Source organism: Flavobacteriales bacterium (assembly GCA_016704485.1).
GTDB lineage: Bacteria > Bacteroidota > Bacteroidia > Flavobacteriales_F > PHOS-HE28 > PHOS-HE28.
The window spans coordinates 2,121,231-2,135,000 of the sequence record JADJAA010000001.1 but is presented as its reverse complement, the minus strand read 5'-3'; the positions used below and the strand labels follow the sequence as shown (position 1 = coordinate 2,135,000).

Annotated in this window: 11 protein-coding genes, 2 tRNA genes and 2 rRNA genes (1 of these 15 cut by a window edge); 5 read left to right on the top strand and 10 right to left on the bottom strand. The window is 49.7% G+C overall.

Annotated elements, in window-relative coordinates:
- The 5 genes from IPF95_09120 to IPF95_09100 all read right to left on the bottom strand — a co-directional run.
- A 23S ribosomal RNA gene (locus IPF95_09120) occupies positions 1 to 619 on the bottom strand; it reaches 2,266 nt to the left of the window's first position.
- 129 nt (positions 620 to 748) lie between these two features.
- Positions 749 to 822: transfer RNA gene (locus IPF95_09115), tRNA-Ala, on the bottom strand.
- Positions 823 to 835: 13 nt separating this feature from the next.
- A tRNA-Ile gene (locus IPF95_09110) sits at positions 836 to 912 on the bottom strand.
- 107 nt (positions 913 to 1,019) lie between these two features.
- Positions 1,020 to 2,540: ribosomal RNA gene (locus IPF95_09105) — 16S ribosomal RNA — on the bottom strand.
- Together the 16S and 23S rRNA genes with 2 tRNA genes alongside form the textbook arrangement of a ribosomal RNA operon.
- Positions 2,541 to 2,931: 391 nt before the next feature.
- Positions 2,932 to 3,657: an SDR family oxidoreductase gene (locus IPF95_09100; protein MBK6474857.1), complete on the bottom strand. Its 726-nt coding sequence runs from the start codon at positions 3,655 to 3,657 to the stop codon at positions 2,932 to 2,934.
- 86 nt (positions 3,658 to 3,743) lie between these two features.
- Here IPF95_09100 and IPF95_09095 point away from each other — a divergent pair, with 86 nt between their 5' ends.
- On the top strand, positions 3,744 to 4,820 hold the full coding sequence (locus tag IPF95_09095; GenBank protein MBK6474856.1) for a mechanosensitive ion channel family protein: 1,077 nt from the start codon (positions 3,744 to 3,746) through the stop codon (positions 4,818 to 4,820).
- Between the two features lie 81 nt (positions 4,821 to 4,901).
- Here IPF95_09095 and mtgA read toward each other — a convergent pair whose 3' ends face one another.
- Both mtgA and IPF95_09085 read right to left on the bottom strand, forming a co-directional pair.
- Complete coding sequence (mtgA, locus tag IPF95_09090; GenBank protein MBK6474855.1) at positions 4,902 to 5,645, bottom strand: monofunctional biosynthetic peptidoglycan transglycosylase; 744 nt, start codon at positions 5,643 to 5,645, stop codon at positions 4,902 to 4,904.
- Between the two features lie 84 nt (positions 5,646 to 5,729).
- Positions 5,730 to 6,077: a hypothetical protein gene (locus IPF95_09085; GenBank protein MBK6474854.1), complete on the bottom strand. Its 348-nt coding sequence runs from the start codon at positions 6,075 to 6,077 to the stop codon at positions 5,730 to 5,732.
- A gap of 207 nt (positions 6,078 to 6,284) precedes the next feature.
- Here IPF95_09085 and IPF95_09080 point away from each other — a divergent pair, with 207 nt between their 5' ends.
- Both IPF95_09080 and IPF95_09075 read left to right on the top strand, forming a co-directional pair.
- A complete protein-coding gene (locus IPF95_09080; GenBank protein ID MBK6474853.1) occupies positions 6,285 to 6,848 on the top strand; it encodes a sigma-70 family RNA polymerase sigma factor in 564 nt (187 codons plus the stop codon).
- Positions 6,824 to 7,225, top strand: coding sequence for a hypothetical protein (locus tag IPF95_09075; GenBank protein MBK6474852.1), 402 nt, complete (start codon positions 6,824 to 6,826; stop codon positions 7,223 to 7,225). Before IPF95_09080 ends, IPF95_09075 begins: the two co-directional genes overlap by 25 nt.
- 91 nt (positions 7,226 to 7,316) lie before the next feature.
- Here the strand turns inward: IPF95_09075 and tpx are convergent, their stop codons facing one another.
- Both tpx and purL read right to left on the bottom strand, forming a co-directional pair.
- The gene (tpx, locus tag IPF95_09070; GenBank protein MBK6474851.1) at positions 7,317 to 7,802 is read right to left on the bottom strand and encodes a thiol peroxidase; all 486 of its coding nucleotides are present in this window, start codon (positions 7,800 to 7,802) and stop codon (positions 7,317 to 7,319) included.
- A gap of 63 nt (positions 7,803 to 7,865) precedes the next feature.
- Entirely contained in the window at positions 7,866 to 10,118 is a 2,253-nt protein-coding gene (gene purL / locus IPF95_09065) for a phosphoribosylformylglycinamidine synthase subunit PurL (GenBank protein MBK6474850.1), read from the bottom strand.
- A gap of 98 nt (positions 10,119 to 10,216) precedes the next feature.
- Between purL and IPF95_09060 the strand changes: the two genes are divergently transcribed.
- Together IPF95_09060 and IPF95_09055 are read left to right on the top strand one after the other, a co-directional pair.
- A complete protein-coding gene (locus IPF95_09060) occupies positions 10,217 to 11,542 on the top strand; it encodes a hypothetical protein (GenBank protein ID MBK6474849.1) in 1,326 nt (441 codons plus the stop codon).
- A complete protein-coding gene (locus IPF95_09055) occupies positions 11,539 to 13,164 on the top strand; it encodes an amidohydrolase (protein ID MBK6474848.1) in 1,626 nt (541 codons plus the stop codon). The genes IPF95_09060 and IPF95_09055 overlap by 4 nt, the downstream gene beginning before the upstream one ends.
- Here the strand turns inward: IPF95_09055 and IPF95_09050 are convergent.
- A complete protein-coding gene (locus tag IPF95_09050; protein MBK6474847.1) occupies positions 13,161 to 13,739 on the bottom strand; it encodes a DinB family protein in 579 nt (192 codons plus the stop codon). The two genes, IPF95_09055 and IPF95_09050, sit on opposite strands and share 4 nt — an antisense overlap.
- Positions 13,740 to 13,770: the final 31 nt, after the last annotated feature.

Here is a 13,770-nt window from a genome sequence, read left to right as displayed (position 1 = left end):
GAGCAACTCGTAGGCTCATTATGCAAAAGGCACGCCGTCACCCATAAATGGGCTCCGACCGCTTGTAGGCGCACGGTTTCAGGGTCTATTTCACTCCTCTGTTCGAGGTGCTTTTCACCTTTCCTTCGCAGTACTGGTTCGCTATCGGTCTCTCAGCAGTATTTAGCCTTGCCAGATGGTTCTGGCAGATTCAGACAGGATCTCACGTGTCCCGCCCTACTCAGGATACCACTAGGTACAAGATGCATTTCGTGTACGGGACTGTCACCCGCTATGGTCCAACTTTCCAGAAGGGTTCCACTACACATCTTGAGTCCACGTTGTGGTCCTACAACCCCGGTTGCGCCGAAACGCCGCCGGTTTGGGCTTTTCCCTGTTCGCTCGCCACTACTAGGGGAATCACTACTTGTTTTCTATTCCTCCAGGTACTTAGATGTTTCAGTTCCCTGGGTTTGCTTCCTTTTCAGGATAACTGGTCTTCAACCAGCTGGGTTGCCCCATTCGGAGATCCACGGATCACAGGATATTATGCTCCTCCCCGTGGCTTATCGCAGCCTATCGCGTCCTTCGTCGCCTCTGAGAGCCAAGGCATCCACCGTACGCCCTTAGTAACTTTTCGATCTTCTTGTGATCTTAAATTGCTCTTATAGACCGATCACTCGGTCTGTTTTAGTTTATCCAACAACATGTCAAAGAACGGTGCCCATCGTGGGCGTTTTTCCCGTAACCGAAGTTAAGGGAATACCAGTGGAGAATATCGGAGTCGAACCGATGACCTCCTGCTTGCAAAGCAGGCGCTCTAGCCAGCTGAGCTAATCCCCCGTTGCCTATCCCATGGTAGTCCTGCGCAGATTTGAACTGCGGACCTCTACATTATCAGTGTAGCGCTCTAACCAACTGAGCTACAGGACTATGGAGACGGTTACGGTGGTACCGTTAAGATTATTATCCATCTGAAACAGCAAGTATCGCAATACATATTGCTATGTAAAGCAGAGACTTCGATCAATTTACTCTAAAAAGGAGATGTTCCAGCCGCACCTTCCGGTACGGCTACCTTGTTACGACTTAGCCCCAGTCACCGGTTTTGCCCTAGGTAGCTCCTTGCGGTCACCAACTTCAGGCACCCCCGGCTTCCATGGCTTGACGGGCGGTGTGTACAAGGCCCGGGAACGTATTCACCGCATCATGGCTGATATGCGATTACTAGCGATTCCAGCTTCACGGAGTCGGGTTGCAGACTCCGATCCGAACTGAGACGAGTTTTGAAGATCCGCATCCGATCGCTCGGTAGCATCCCTCTGTACTCGCCATTGTAGCACGTGTGTAGCCCAGGACGTAAGGGCCGTGATGACTTGACGTCGTCCCCACCTTCCTCACCGTTTACACGGGCAGTTTCTTTAGAGTCCCCGGCATTATCCGCTGGCAACTAAAGATAGGGGTTGCGCTCGTTATGGGACTTAACCCGACACCTCACGGCACGAGCTGACGACAGCCATGCAGCACCTCGTACGTTGTCCGAAGAAGATCACGTTTCCGCGACTGTCAACGTACGTTCGAGCCCTGGTAAGGTTCCTCGCGTATCATCGAATTAAACCACATGCTCCACCGCTTGTGCGGGCCCCCGTCAATTCCTTTGAGTTTCAATCTTGCGATCGTACTCCCCAGGTGGATCACTTAACGCTTTCGCTAGGTGACTGACCGTATATCGCCAATCACGAGTGATCATCGTTTACGGCGTGGACTACCAGGGTATCTAATCCTGTTCGCTCCCCACGCTTTCGTGCCTCAGCGTCAGTATCGCCTTAGTAAGCTGCCTTCGCAATTGGTGTTCTATGTCATATCTAAGCATTTCACCGCTACACGACATATTCCGCCTACTTCAAGCGCACTCAAGAATATCAGTATCAATGGCAAGTCTACAGTTGAGCTGCAGGATTTCACCACTGACTTAATGTTCCGCCTACGCACCCTTTAAACCCAATGAATCCGGATAACGCTTGCACCCTTCGTATTACCGCGGCTGCTGGCACGAAGTTAGCCGGTGCTTATTCCTCAGGTACCGTCAACCCAGGACACGTCCTGGGGTTTCTTCCCTGATAAAAGCAGTTTACAACGCGTAGCGCCTTCTTCCTGCACGCGGCATGGCTGCGTCAGAGTTGCCTCCATTGCGCAATATTCCTCACTGCTGCCTCCCGTAGGAGTCTGGTCCGTGTCTCAGTACCAGTGTGGGGGATAACCCTCTCAGGCCCCCTAACGATCGTAGCCTTGGTAAGCCGTTACCTTACCAACTAGCTAATCGTGCGCATGGCCATCTTTTACCGCCTGAGCTTTCAAAACAAAGTGATGCCACTTCGTTTATTATGGAGTATTAATCCGGATTTCTCCGGGCTATCCTCCAGTAAAAGGTAAGTTCCATACGTGTTACGCACCCGTGCGCCGGTCGTCAGCAAGAGCAAGCTCTCCTGTTACCCCTCGACTTGCATGTGTTAAGCCTGCCGCTAGCGTTCATCCTGAGCCAGGATCAAACTCTCCATTGTAAATGTTTGTTTGATCTGGTTCGTTGACGAGGTCTCTTCATGTGGTCCGCCGTATGGCGGACACAAGGATACCTGCTGTATTCAGAATGGACAATAAGTCAAAGAACTGTATCGGTATCCCGAGCTGTTAAAGGCTCGTTTTCCGGTTGTGTTCAGTCGTTCAAATTCCGGTCTAAAAATGTTCCCATTTTTCGATCGGGGGTGCAAAAGTAATGCTTCGAAAAGAACTAGCAACTGTTTGTTGAAAATAAATTTTCAACCCACTTGATCTTCCCAATTTTTGCCCCCTTTTGAGCGTCGCTTCAAAGAACGTTTTTCCGAAAGCGGCTGCAAATCTAAGGAGGTTTTCTGAACTTGCAAGTAAACCCTAAAATAAACCTGATAATATTTCTCAGGGAGTCGACACCGCAACAGGTAACACCTTACCGTTGTAGTAGTTGTGTCCTTCCAATGCGAACCAAGAAATATAACGTCCCATTGCCGCCGCACTGATAGGAGCCTGAGATCCGGGGAATGCAGCACGCAACATATCGGTATCCACCGAGCCCAATGCGAGGCAATTGCTGCGGATGCCGATATCCTTGAACTCTTCTGCCAAGCATTGCGCAATACAAGCCAATGCCGCTTTGCTTGCGCTATACGCAACAAGGCCCGGAAATTTAGAGCTGTCCTGAAAGCCACCCATACTACCAATATGAACGATATGACCTGGTGGGTCTCCTTTCAATTCCTCTACCAATGCCTGTGAAAGTTCCAGAGGGGCAAAGACATTGACCTTATATAGCTCGGCTAGATCCTTGTGCTCGTGTGCGCCCATAGGTTTATTGTGAAGTACCCCTGCATTATGGATCAACGCTCGCACCCCTCTGCCAGCGACAGCTTTCTTAACCGTAACTGTACTATTGGGTTCTGCCAGATCCACGCTCAATATGATCAACTCACCTGTTCCATTGATCTCATCACGGATCGATCCAAGTTGCTCACCATTGCGTGCTATGGCCAGTACCGTATGACCGTTGGCAATAAGGTCCAGAACGATCTCCCGGCCTATGCCACGACTGGCCCCTGTAACCACGATCAGATCATCGTTCCTTGCATTCTTCTCTATATCCTTCATGAGCGATCCTACCTTTGCGAGCTACACATCGACTTGGAAGTGCCTAAATTCAATGTGCTTCAAAAGTAGATCCGAAACCGTTGAGGATGAAAGGAACATTTTTGAATAATGCACTGGAACTATGGCTTTTCGGGCTATCCTTTGCCGTTGGTGGCTGGATAGCTGCTCGGCTCGTCTATTTCATTCTGGAACAGGTCCTGTCGAAAATGGCATCCCGAACGGCCACCAAACTGGATGATATACTGGTAGGCCAATTAAAAGAACCGATCGTGTTGGCCGTTACGCTTTTCGGCTTCTATCTTGGTTATAACCAGCTCGCATTCGTTCCTCGTGTTGAGCTTTGGGCCGATCGGGTCTTCAAAGTTTCGTTGGCGCTTACGTTCACATGGTTGATCGCTCGGTTATTGGATGCGTTGGTACAGGAATACTTGCTTCCGCGAGCAGAACGTAACGAAACAGTTGTAATTGAAAGCCAATTGGTACCGGTTGTGCGGAGTTCAATAAAACTATTGGTATGGGGCTTGGGTATTGTGTTGGCCATGAACAATGCTGGATACAACGTTGGAGCGCTTCTGGCCGGTATCGGGATCGGAGGTCTGGCGTTGGCGATGGCCGCCAAGGATACGGTTGCCAATGTTTTCGGAGGCATCACGGTATTCAGTGATAAACCGTTCAAGACAGGTGATCGTATCCGGATCGAGGGTCATGATGGTACAGTGAAAGAGATCGGTATCCGCAGCACTCGGATACAGACGTTGGATGGGCCTATCGTTGTGGTCCCCAATTTCAAATTCAACGATACGGTTCTTCAGAACGTGACCAGTGAGCCATCTCGCAAGGTGAAGCATGATCTAGGGTTGATCTATGATACCGCCCCGAGCAAGATCGAAGAAGCCATCGCCATCCTCACTCAATTGGTAATGGACAACCAAGATGTGCTTCTTGCTGATCATTTGGCAAGCTTTACAGCATTCAAGGATTATTCGTTGAACATCACGTTCGTCTATTTCATTCACAATGGTGCTGATATTTTCGCTGTACAGACCAGGATCCACCTGGAGTTGATGCGGAGGTTTGCTGCAGCCAGCTTGGAGTTCGCCTACCCTACCGCAGTTGAATTGCAAAGTAATTACAAGCCTCTCTCAGTCTCTCATTCCTCCTAGTTGAGAATGGATGTTGAGTCAATGTGATGGAAAGTGCCTGTTAGCGATCTTCCGGACCATAAGCAAACTTCCAGGGATCGTCTACCTCCTCCTCTTCTTCATGCGAAGCGATTCTTTCTCGATCTTCGCTTTAATGCGTTCACGCACCTCTGGGTCCATTTGATCACCGATATTCCGCATTTGCCTTAATACCCATTGCGCGCGTTTGGAAACGTATGCTGAAGGACGCTCACAATTGAATCGCCTAGGTGCCGGCAACGTTGCTGTGATCAATGCACATTGCAGAGGCGATAATTTCGAAGCGGGTCTATTGAAACACTTTTGAGCAGCGGCCTCTGCACCGAATACACCTTTCCCCATTTCAGCAACGTTGAGGTACACTTCCAGGATCCGTTCCTTCGTCCAAAGGGTTTCCACCAAAAGTGTGAACCAGAGTTCCAGGCCCTTCCGAATATAGGTGCGTCCGGGCCAGAGGAATACGTTCTTAGCGGTCTGTTGGCTGATGGTACTCGCACCGCGAACGCGCTTTCCCTTTTTCGCTTCATTGTACTGAATAGCCTTCTTGATCCGCTCCCACTCAAACCCGAAGTGATGAAAGAAGCGTTGATCCTCTGACGCTATGACCGCCAATGGAAAGCTGCGTGAAATGTCTTCAAGATCCACGCTTGTTCGATGAAACTCTTTCTGTTCCTTGGATTGCACAACCATGGCCCAAGTAACCGGCGGATCAACAACACCAAGCAATGCAACCCACAGAGCCGTTACGAATACGGTCCAGAACACTATCGCGAAGAGGATCCGGAAAAAGGACTTGAGCAAACGCATTTCTTGAACCGGGGACGAAGATAGTCGTGAACCAGAACAAAGAAAGCGGAGCACATGGCCCCGCTTTCACTTAGTCAGCGCCCGTTACCCTCGTTGTTTGCGCTGTACAATAAAGAAATGCCAGATCAACGCCAGGCCACCGAAAATTGCGACCATAACAAAGTATGGGAGCGGATTATCCTCACCATCGATCATGGCATAGGTCTGGAACAAATAACCGCATAATAGGCCAAGACCAACACCAATCCCAAGCATGCCCAACTTAAGACTTTGGAAAGGATCCGTGCGTCTTGTCGGTTCGGCTGGCATCAACCCTTTTTCGATCATGGCCATGCGTTGCCGATGACGTGCGGTAACTGTGATATATACGATCCCAAAGACGGACGAAAAAAAGATCAATGCGACAAGTACTTCTGATGCTGGAGTATCCATTTTCTAATTGGTTCAAGGTTGATCATTCTGGTGTTCCGTTGAATGGGACGTGAACTTTCAGGAACTGGTTACAACCCATTCATACCGATGCTCACCGATCGGAACTCCAACGGGCGACCGTTCATCCCTTACCTCTTTCAAAAAGACGAGGGTGCATTCACCTTCGTGTAACCTAGGGAGGTCAGTTCAGCGTCCCATGGTCACGATTTGGAAGACGCAGAAGCCATACGCTTAGCTAGCACCGGAGATCATAGGGCATTCGGTGTGCTCATTGGGCGCTACAAGCACATGGTATATACTGTTGCAAGTCGCGTTATGCGCAACAGTATGGATGCCGAAGAGGTGACCCAGGATGTATTCGTAAAAGCATTTCAGAAGCTCAACGAATTCCAAGGGGTAGGCAAATTCTCCACGTGGTTGTATTCGATTGCCTATCGGATGTCGATATCCGCTTTACGCGCTCGCAAAGACCAAGGCAGTTCATTGGATGACATGAAAACCTCAGGAGTTGAACCACGAGAAGACCCATTGCATCCCGTTGACGATCGCAAACAGATCCTTGAACAAGCGCTAACTACCTTGGAGCCGGACGACGCTGCACTCGTAACGATGTTCTACCTGGAAGAACTAAGTGTTGAAGAGATCGTAACCGTTACCCAACTTAGTGCGTCCAATGTAAAAGTGAAGTTGCACCGGAGCCGAAAGAAGCTATACGATGAACTGCATCACCAACTGAAGGACGAGCTATGGACCTTAAGAACGACCGCCTAGATCCCAATGACCCGTTGCGGTTGCTGTTCCAAGAAATTGGACACAACACTGCGCCGGTCGATCTTGAGAGTCAGATCCTGCAAAAACTGTCACCTATTGGCTCTGTTCCGGCGAGTTACACACCGCTCATCAGTAAGAAGCTGTGGTATGGTATTGCTGCTATGCTCGCCACTGTCATCGTTCTTTCTGCAACATTCTCATCCGTAGGAAGCACTACTAAATCTTGGATATCGAGCATTATTCAATTGCTGCATATTCCCCAATTATCAAGCTACCTCATGTCGCCATGGGTACTAGCTGCGGTAGGTGGTGCTTTCGTGTTGATGGTGATCGACCAATTGATCGCAAGTCGCATGCGCACAATGCATGCCTTCTAGCTTCGCGAAAAGCTCTCCACGAAAAAGCGCCGATCGACCAACTCGTACGTTGATCCATCGGCGCTTCTAGAGTTCAACTAAGAAACTTGCCCTAGAGAAGTTCCTTTGCTGCCTGCAATGCGGCTTCATAGTTAGGCTCGTTTCCCAATTCCGGTACGAGCTCGTGATAACGAATAACGCCGTCCTTATCGAGCACCCAAACAGCCCTCGCCAACGCAGCTTCCCAAGGGCCTTCCAGAATTCCTACTCCCCAATTGTTGAACATATCCCGGAATCGATAATCAGATGTCATCTGCACATTCTTGATCCCCTCGGCAGCACAAAAGCGATCCAAAGAAGGCGGCAGATCCATGCTGTTGGTGATAATGGTTGCGCCCAACTCGGATGCGCGTTCATTGAAAGTTCGCGCTTCTTTAGCGCATGTGCCGGTGTCTACGCTCAGTACGGTTAGGAGAATTACCACGCTACCTCGCAAATTTTGCATGTCGTGGGTTGCCCGATCGACCCCTACATAGCGAAGTGAAGGTGCGGGTTGTCCTACTAAAGGAAGTTTTCCGTTCAATTTTGGTAATGGCATATTCTTATGTTTTGGTTCTGTTCGTAAGTGAAAGTAAATGAGGTCTGCTAGTGCTAGTGCAGGTTATTGGGCCATGGCATCCGGGATCGCACCTTCATAGACCTTACGCGCATCCTCTATGAAACAGAACGTTTCATCATCCACCACCACCTTTCCTTTTGTGACATGACCAAGCAATACGCATGGTACACGGCTGGCCCGCATCATATCCAGAAATTCGGTGTCGGTATTTTCACTTACTGCTACGATAGCACGTCCTTGTGCTTCACCATATAGATATGCATCAGGGCGGATCTCGCTATCGGTAACAATGTCGAATCCAAGACCACGCGGTAATCCCATTTCGACCAACGTTGTGAAGAGACCACCGTCGCTGATATCATGCGCTGCATTGATAAATCCTTTGCGTATCAGCATCAACAACATGGTATGCAAACGACTTTCTTCTTCCAAGTTGAAATACGGTGCAGGTGAGTTCTGGACCTTGTGATGACGAACCAGGTACTCGCTAGAGGAGATATCATCAACGGTCCTTCCGAGGATAAAGATCAAGTCACCCTTCGTTTTGAAATCCATGGTCATACGTTTCCCTATATCCGCAACTATACCTACCATTCCAATGGTAGGTGTCGGGAATACGGGAATGTTCTTCTTGTCCGTAACCGTGTGATTATAAAAGCTGACGTTACCACCCGTGACCGGTGTTGCATAGGCACGGCAAGCGTCTCCCATTCCACGGATCACTTCGGAGAATTGCCAGTACACTTCTGGGTCATATGGATTACCGAAATTCAAGCAATTGGTAACGCCACATGGTTCGCCACCTGTGCAAGCGATATTTCGTGCCGCCTCACTGACCGCGATCATGGCTCCTGTATATGGATCAGCTTGAACGTACCGACCATTACAATCCACCGTCATGGCCAACGCTTTTCCGGTTTCCTTCACCAACACCAACGCCGCATCACTGGGAGCATTGGTGTTCATGTTATTCGTGCGCACCATAGAATCGTATTGCCTTGTGATCCACCGTTTGCTAGCGATATTGGTACTTGATAAAAGATCCAACCCAATAGCTTTGAGATCATCCGGCTCAGGAATATCCGCGATCTTGAAGGCCTTGTTCTTTTTGATGTAGGCCGGTTCTTTGGTTTCCCGGTCATAGACCGGAGCACCACCTCCAAGCACAAGGCTATCCGCATTCACCTCGGCAACCAATACACCCTTCATCAAGAATTTAATCTCCGGGCCTTTGGTCACTTTACCGATCTCCACGCAATTCAGGTCCCACTTATCGAAGATGTCCTGCACGTCCTTCTCTCGCCCTTTCTTCACAACGACCAGCATACGCTCCTGGCTTTCACTGAGCAGGATCTCCCATGAGCGCATATCCATTTGACGCGTTGGTACGCGCTCCAGATGGATCTCCATTCCACATCCACCTTTAGCGCTCATTTCACTTGTGCTGCACGTAATACCGGCGGCACCCATATCCTGCATACCAATGATGGCATCGGTATCCGCAAGTTCAAGTGATGCTTCCAAGAGCAACTTCTCCATGAACGGATCTCCGACCTGCACCGCAGGCAGATCGTCCATACTGGTCTCCGTCATGTCCTTGCTCGCGAAGGAAGCTCCATGAATACCATCCTTTCCTGTTGCGCTGCCAACGATATACACTGGATTCCCAACACCATGGCTGGTCGCACTGATCACTTTATCGGTTCTCACGATGCCCACGCTCATCGCATTCACAAGCGGGTTCGTAGTATAGCATGGGTCGAAATAGACCTCTCCACCAACCACTGGTACGCCGAACGCATTTCCGTAATCACCGATCCCTTTTACCACTCCTCGCAAATGCCAACGGCTGCTCGCCTCTTGCGTAATATCACCGAAACGCAATGAATTTAGTTGTGCGATAGGACGGGCACCCATTGTAAAAATGTCGCGGTTGATCCCACCGACACCCGTTGCTGCACCTTGGTAGGGTTCGATCGCACTTGGATGGTTGTGACTTTCGATCTTGAACGCACATGCCCAACCGTCTCCGATATCAACCAGACCTGCGTTCTCTTCACCTGCCTCGGCAAGTAATTTCGGGCCTGTCCGTGGCAATGTTTTCAGCAATTTGATCGAGTTCTTATACGAGCAATGCTCACTCCACATGGCGCTGTATATGCTCAGCTCCGTGAAGTTCGGGGCTCGCCCCATGATCTTCTTGATCTTCTCGAACTCTTCGGGCAACAGGCCCAATTTCTTTGCGGTATCCACGCCTGCTGGCGCGATATCCGGGTTTGTCTTTACCGTTGGCATGTTGTGTGCGACAAAGGTAGGAGGCAGGATCGAACCGATAAGTACGATGAAGAACTGAGCCAACTTTTTCGCGATCCGTACGTCTACCTTGCGCCGCGATGTCCGGAATAATTCTAGCCATTGGATATACCATGTTGTTCCTGTTGCTGATGCGACGGGTACGATTCTATTCAGACGTACCGGGCTTATCATTTCGTTGGCTGAGTCTGATCTTCTTGCTCAAGGTGTTGGCCGGCACGGCATTATGGGCCATTTACACGTGGGTTTATCCGGACCGTTCGAATGCGGATGTATTCAAGTATTTCGATGATAGCGCCATCATGTTCGGTGCTTTGAGCGAGCACCCCATGGATTATTTCAAGATGCTGATCGGTATCGGCAATGACAGCCAATGGTTCAGTGATAAGTACTATTCCGTCATGAACAACTGGTACCGGAAGTTCGAAGGTTACCTCTACAACGACTCGCACACGCTGATCCGGTTCAACGCACTGATCCGCTTGTTCAGTTTCGGGGAGTTCCATGTTCACACGGTCTTTGCCGCATTCGTATCGTTGACAGGCATGGTCGGTATCTACAGAGCATTCGTTGGTTTTCTTGCTGGTAAGGAACGCGCGTTGATGATCGTGGTGTTCCTACTACCATCGGTACTCCTATGGGGAAGCGGCGTGATCAAGGAAAGTCTTTTATTCTTTGGGCTTGGATCTTTTTTCCATGTCATGATGAACTGGATCCAGGGTAAGGTCAATGCACTGGGGCTATTTACACTGATCGGCACCGGTATGCTTTTGTTCTTCTTGAAGTTCTATGTGCTTTTGAGCCTTTTACCAGCATTGGTCCTATTCGCTTGGGCATATCGAATGCCTTCTCCTTCGATATGGTTGAAGGCATTGGTCATCTACGGTGCTTGTGCAGTTCTGGCATTGATTACGCCTTATGTCATTCCAGGTTTCGACATTTTGGAGACCATCGTGCGCAAACAACACGATTTCATTGGTCTGGTCAATGAGGTCGGCTCCGGAAGTTTCGTAATGCCACCGTTGCTGGAACCTGATCTATGGTCGTTCATCTCGCTCGCACCCTATGCGCTTTACATTACTTTTTTTGGCCCTTTGATCCATTCCCCATTGAATGCGTTGGGTTTGATCTCGATCGCTGAGAATCTTTTTGTGCTCGCGTTCATAGGAATGTGTTTGATCTATCGGTCGAAGGAGATCGCTGTTCCGAAGGGCTTGCTTCTGTCTTTGATGCTCTACGTGATCCTTCTAGCATTGATCATCGGTTGGACCACCCCGGTAATGGGTGCCTTGGTACGTTACCGCACACCATTGTTGCCGTTCCTATTGATCGCAGGACTATTGATCCTGGACACCGAAAAACTCTATCAACGTTGGCCTGGAACGAAACTATTCATAAGCGCATGAGAACAACAATTCTAATTGGTTCGGCACTGCTGTTCACGAGCTGTTATCATTCACAGGATGCGGATCTGGTGGTCCATAACGCGGTGATCCATTCCATGGATGGCAACAACACCATTTATCAGGCAATGGCCATTCGGGATGGGCGGATCGTGGAACTCGGACCTGAGCGCCAGATCATGAACCGTTATGCAGCAACTAATGTAGTGGATGCCGCAAGACAAGCGATCTATCCCGGATTCATTGATGGGCATTGTCACTTCTTCGGTTATGGACTCAACAAACAAAAGATAGATCTGCATGGCACGAAAAGCTGGGAAGAAGTATTGGAGCGTACAGTAGCATTCGCGAAAGCGCATCCAGAGAACGCATGGATCATTGGCCGTGGATGGGATCAGAACGATTGGGCCGTCAATGAGTATCCGGACAATGGAAAGCTGAATGAACTCTTCGGTGATCGACCAGTATTGTTGCAGCGCATAGATGGACATGCGGCGGTTGTGAACCAGATCGCTATGGATCGGGTGAATATGGACCCGAACACGTCGATCGAAGGTGGACTGATGTTGAAACGGAATGGCAAACCAACAGGCGTGTTGTTAGATAATGCCGTCAGCGTGTTCCAAAAGATATTCGATGAAGCTGATGAGACCACGAAGCGTACGGCTCTGCTCGATGCGCAAAAAGATTGTTTCGCTGTGGGGCTTACCATGGTCTGTGATGCTGGATTGGACGTAGGTACGATCGAATTGATCCGCACAATGCAAAAAGAAGGTGCGCTGAAAATGCGCATATATGGCATGATCGCGGATGCACCTGAGAACCTGGCCCATTTTGAGAAAAGCGGCCCCATCAAAGAAGATCGGCTGATCGTTCGCAGCGTAAAAGTTTACGCGGACGGTGCACTTGGATCACGTGGTGCATTGTTGAAGAAACCTTATTCGGATCAGCCGGAAAGTCATGGGCTGCAATTAGCGACACGTGAACATTTCCAGGAGATCGCACGGTGGTGTTTGAAATACGGTTACCAAATGAACACGCATTGTATCGGTGACTCGGCCAATGCATTATTGCTTGATGTGTATAGCGAAGTGCTCGGAGGCCAGAATGATCTTCGATGGCGCATTGAACATGCGCAAGTGGTGTCTCCCGAGGATCGTCTGAAATTCGAGACGTTCAGTATAATTCCGAGTGTTCAACCTACCCATGCCATTAGCGATGGCCCTTGGGCTGAGAAACGGCTCGGCCCTGACCGCATCGCAAACGCTTACGCTTACGAAGGCTTACGCAGAACGCTCGGCATACTGGCCTTGGGTACGGATTTCCCGGTTGAGGGGATCGATCCTTTGGAGACGTTCCGCGCTGCAGTTCTTCGAACGAACAAGGCTGGCGAACCGGAAGGAGGCTACCAGCCCAAGAATGCGCTATCAGCCACGGATGCGTTGTTGGGCATGACCTTGTGGAATGCGATCGCAACGTTCTCTGAAAATGAATTAGGCAGCCTGGAAACCGGCAAATTCGCGGACTTCATCGTACTTGACCGCGACCTGTTGAATACGAACGAGGAAGGTGCGCGCAAAACAAAAGTGAAAGCAACCTACGTCAACGGTGAATTGATGAATTAATTCGAGCGCATCACTATACCCAACGTGCGGTCGATCTGCAAGAAATGCCTGGCTTGGTGAGCTATCGGAAACCGGAATGCATCAACGATCCTGAACTTCACCAAGGGACCAAGCGTGCTCACAACTTTTTCGCCCTCCATGCCGTGTTGTTCTGCAAGTGTGATCAGGCGATCAAATGAAACCAGCAAGGTCCTGAATTCGAGTAAAGCTTCGGTCGTTGAGACACTTTGTTCGGGCTGAAAGCGCGCCATGGTCTTCATTTTCCAATTGATGGTTCCGTCCTTTTTCGGCTTCATTCCCTCAGTGAAGAAAGACCCAAGTCTGCCCGGTAAAACCTGATCGGAGTGCTTAACGGAACGAACATCCTTGTCGTAGATCTTTTTCAGGCCTTGCAAATAGAACCCGCTGCTCAAACACATGTGGTCCACTGTTTCCAGTACGCTCCAGCCATTGGAATTTGGCTTTCGTCGCAATAGGCCCGGTGGTAACTTCTCGAGTTCATCGAGCTTGCACAATTGTGACCTCAACGCTACTTGAAGTTCACGGATCATATCATTCGTTGGTAGTGCTTTCATATCGCTGACAAATCTATTGGCAGTGAGCCGC

Bases quoted from the DNA above. Each gene is read 5' to 3' on its own strand.
- mtgA (MBK6474855.1), bottom strand. From the start codon at position 5,645: ATGCGTTTGCTCAAGTCCTTTTTCCGGATCCTCTTCGCGATAGTGTTC.
- IPF95_09085 (MBK6474854.1), bottom strand. From the start codon at position 6,077: ATGGATACTCCAGCATCAGAAGTACTTGTCGCATTGATCTTTTTTTCG.
- IPF95_09050 (MBK6474847.1), bottom strand. From the start codon at position 13,739: ATGAAAGCACTACCAACGAATGATATGATCCGTGAACTTCAAGTAGCG.
- IPF95_09060 (MBK6474849.1), top strand. From the start codon at position 10,217: ATGTCCGGAATAATTCTAGCCATTGGATATACCATGTTGTTCCTGTTG.
- tpx (MBK6474851.1), bottom strand. From the start codon at position 7,802: ATGCCATTACCAAAATTGAACGGAAAACTTCCTTTAGTAGGACAACCC.
- IPF95_09095 (MBK6474856.1), top strand. From the start codon at position 3,744: ATGAAAGGAACATTTTTGAATAATGCACTGGAACTATGGCTTTTCGGG.
- IPF95_09055 (MBK6474848.1), top strand. From the start codon at position 11,539: ATGAGAACAACAATTCTAATTGGTTCGGCACTGCTGTTCACGAGCTGT.
- IPF95_09075 (MBK6474852.1), top strand. From the start codon at position 6,824: ATGGACCTTAAGAACGACCGCCTAGATCCCAATGACCCGTTGCGGTTG.
- IPF95_09100 (MBK6474857.1), bottom strand. From the start codon at position 3,657: ATGAAGGATATAGAGAAGAATGCAAGGAACGATGATCTGATCGTGGTT.
- purL (MBK6474850.1), bottom strand. From the start codon at position 10,118: ATGCCAACGGTAAAGACAAACCCGGATATCGCGCCAGCAGGCGTGGAT.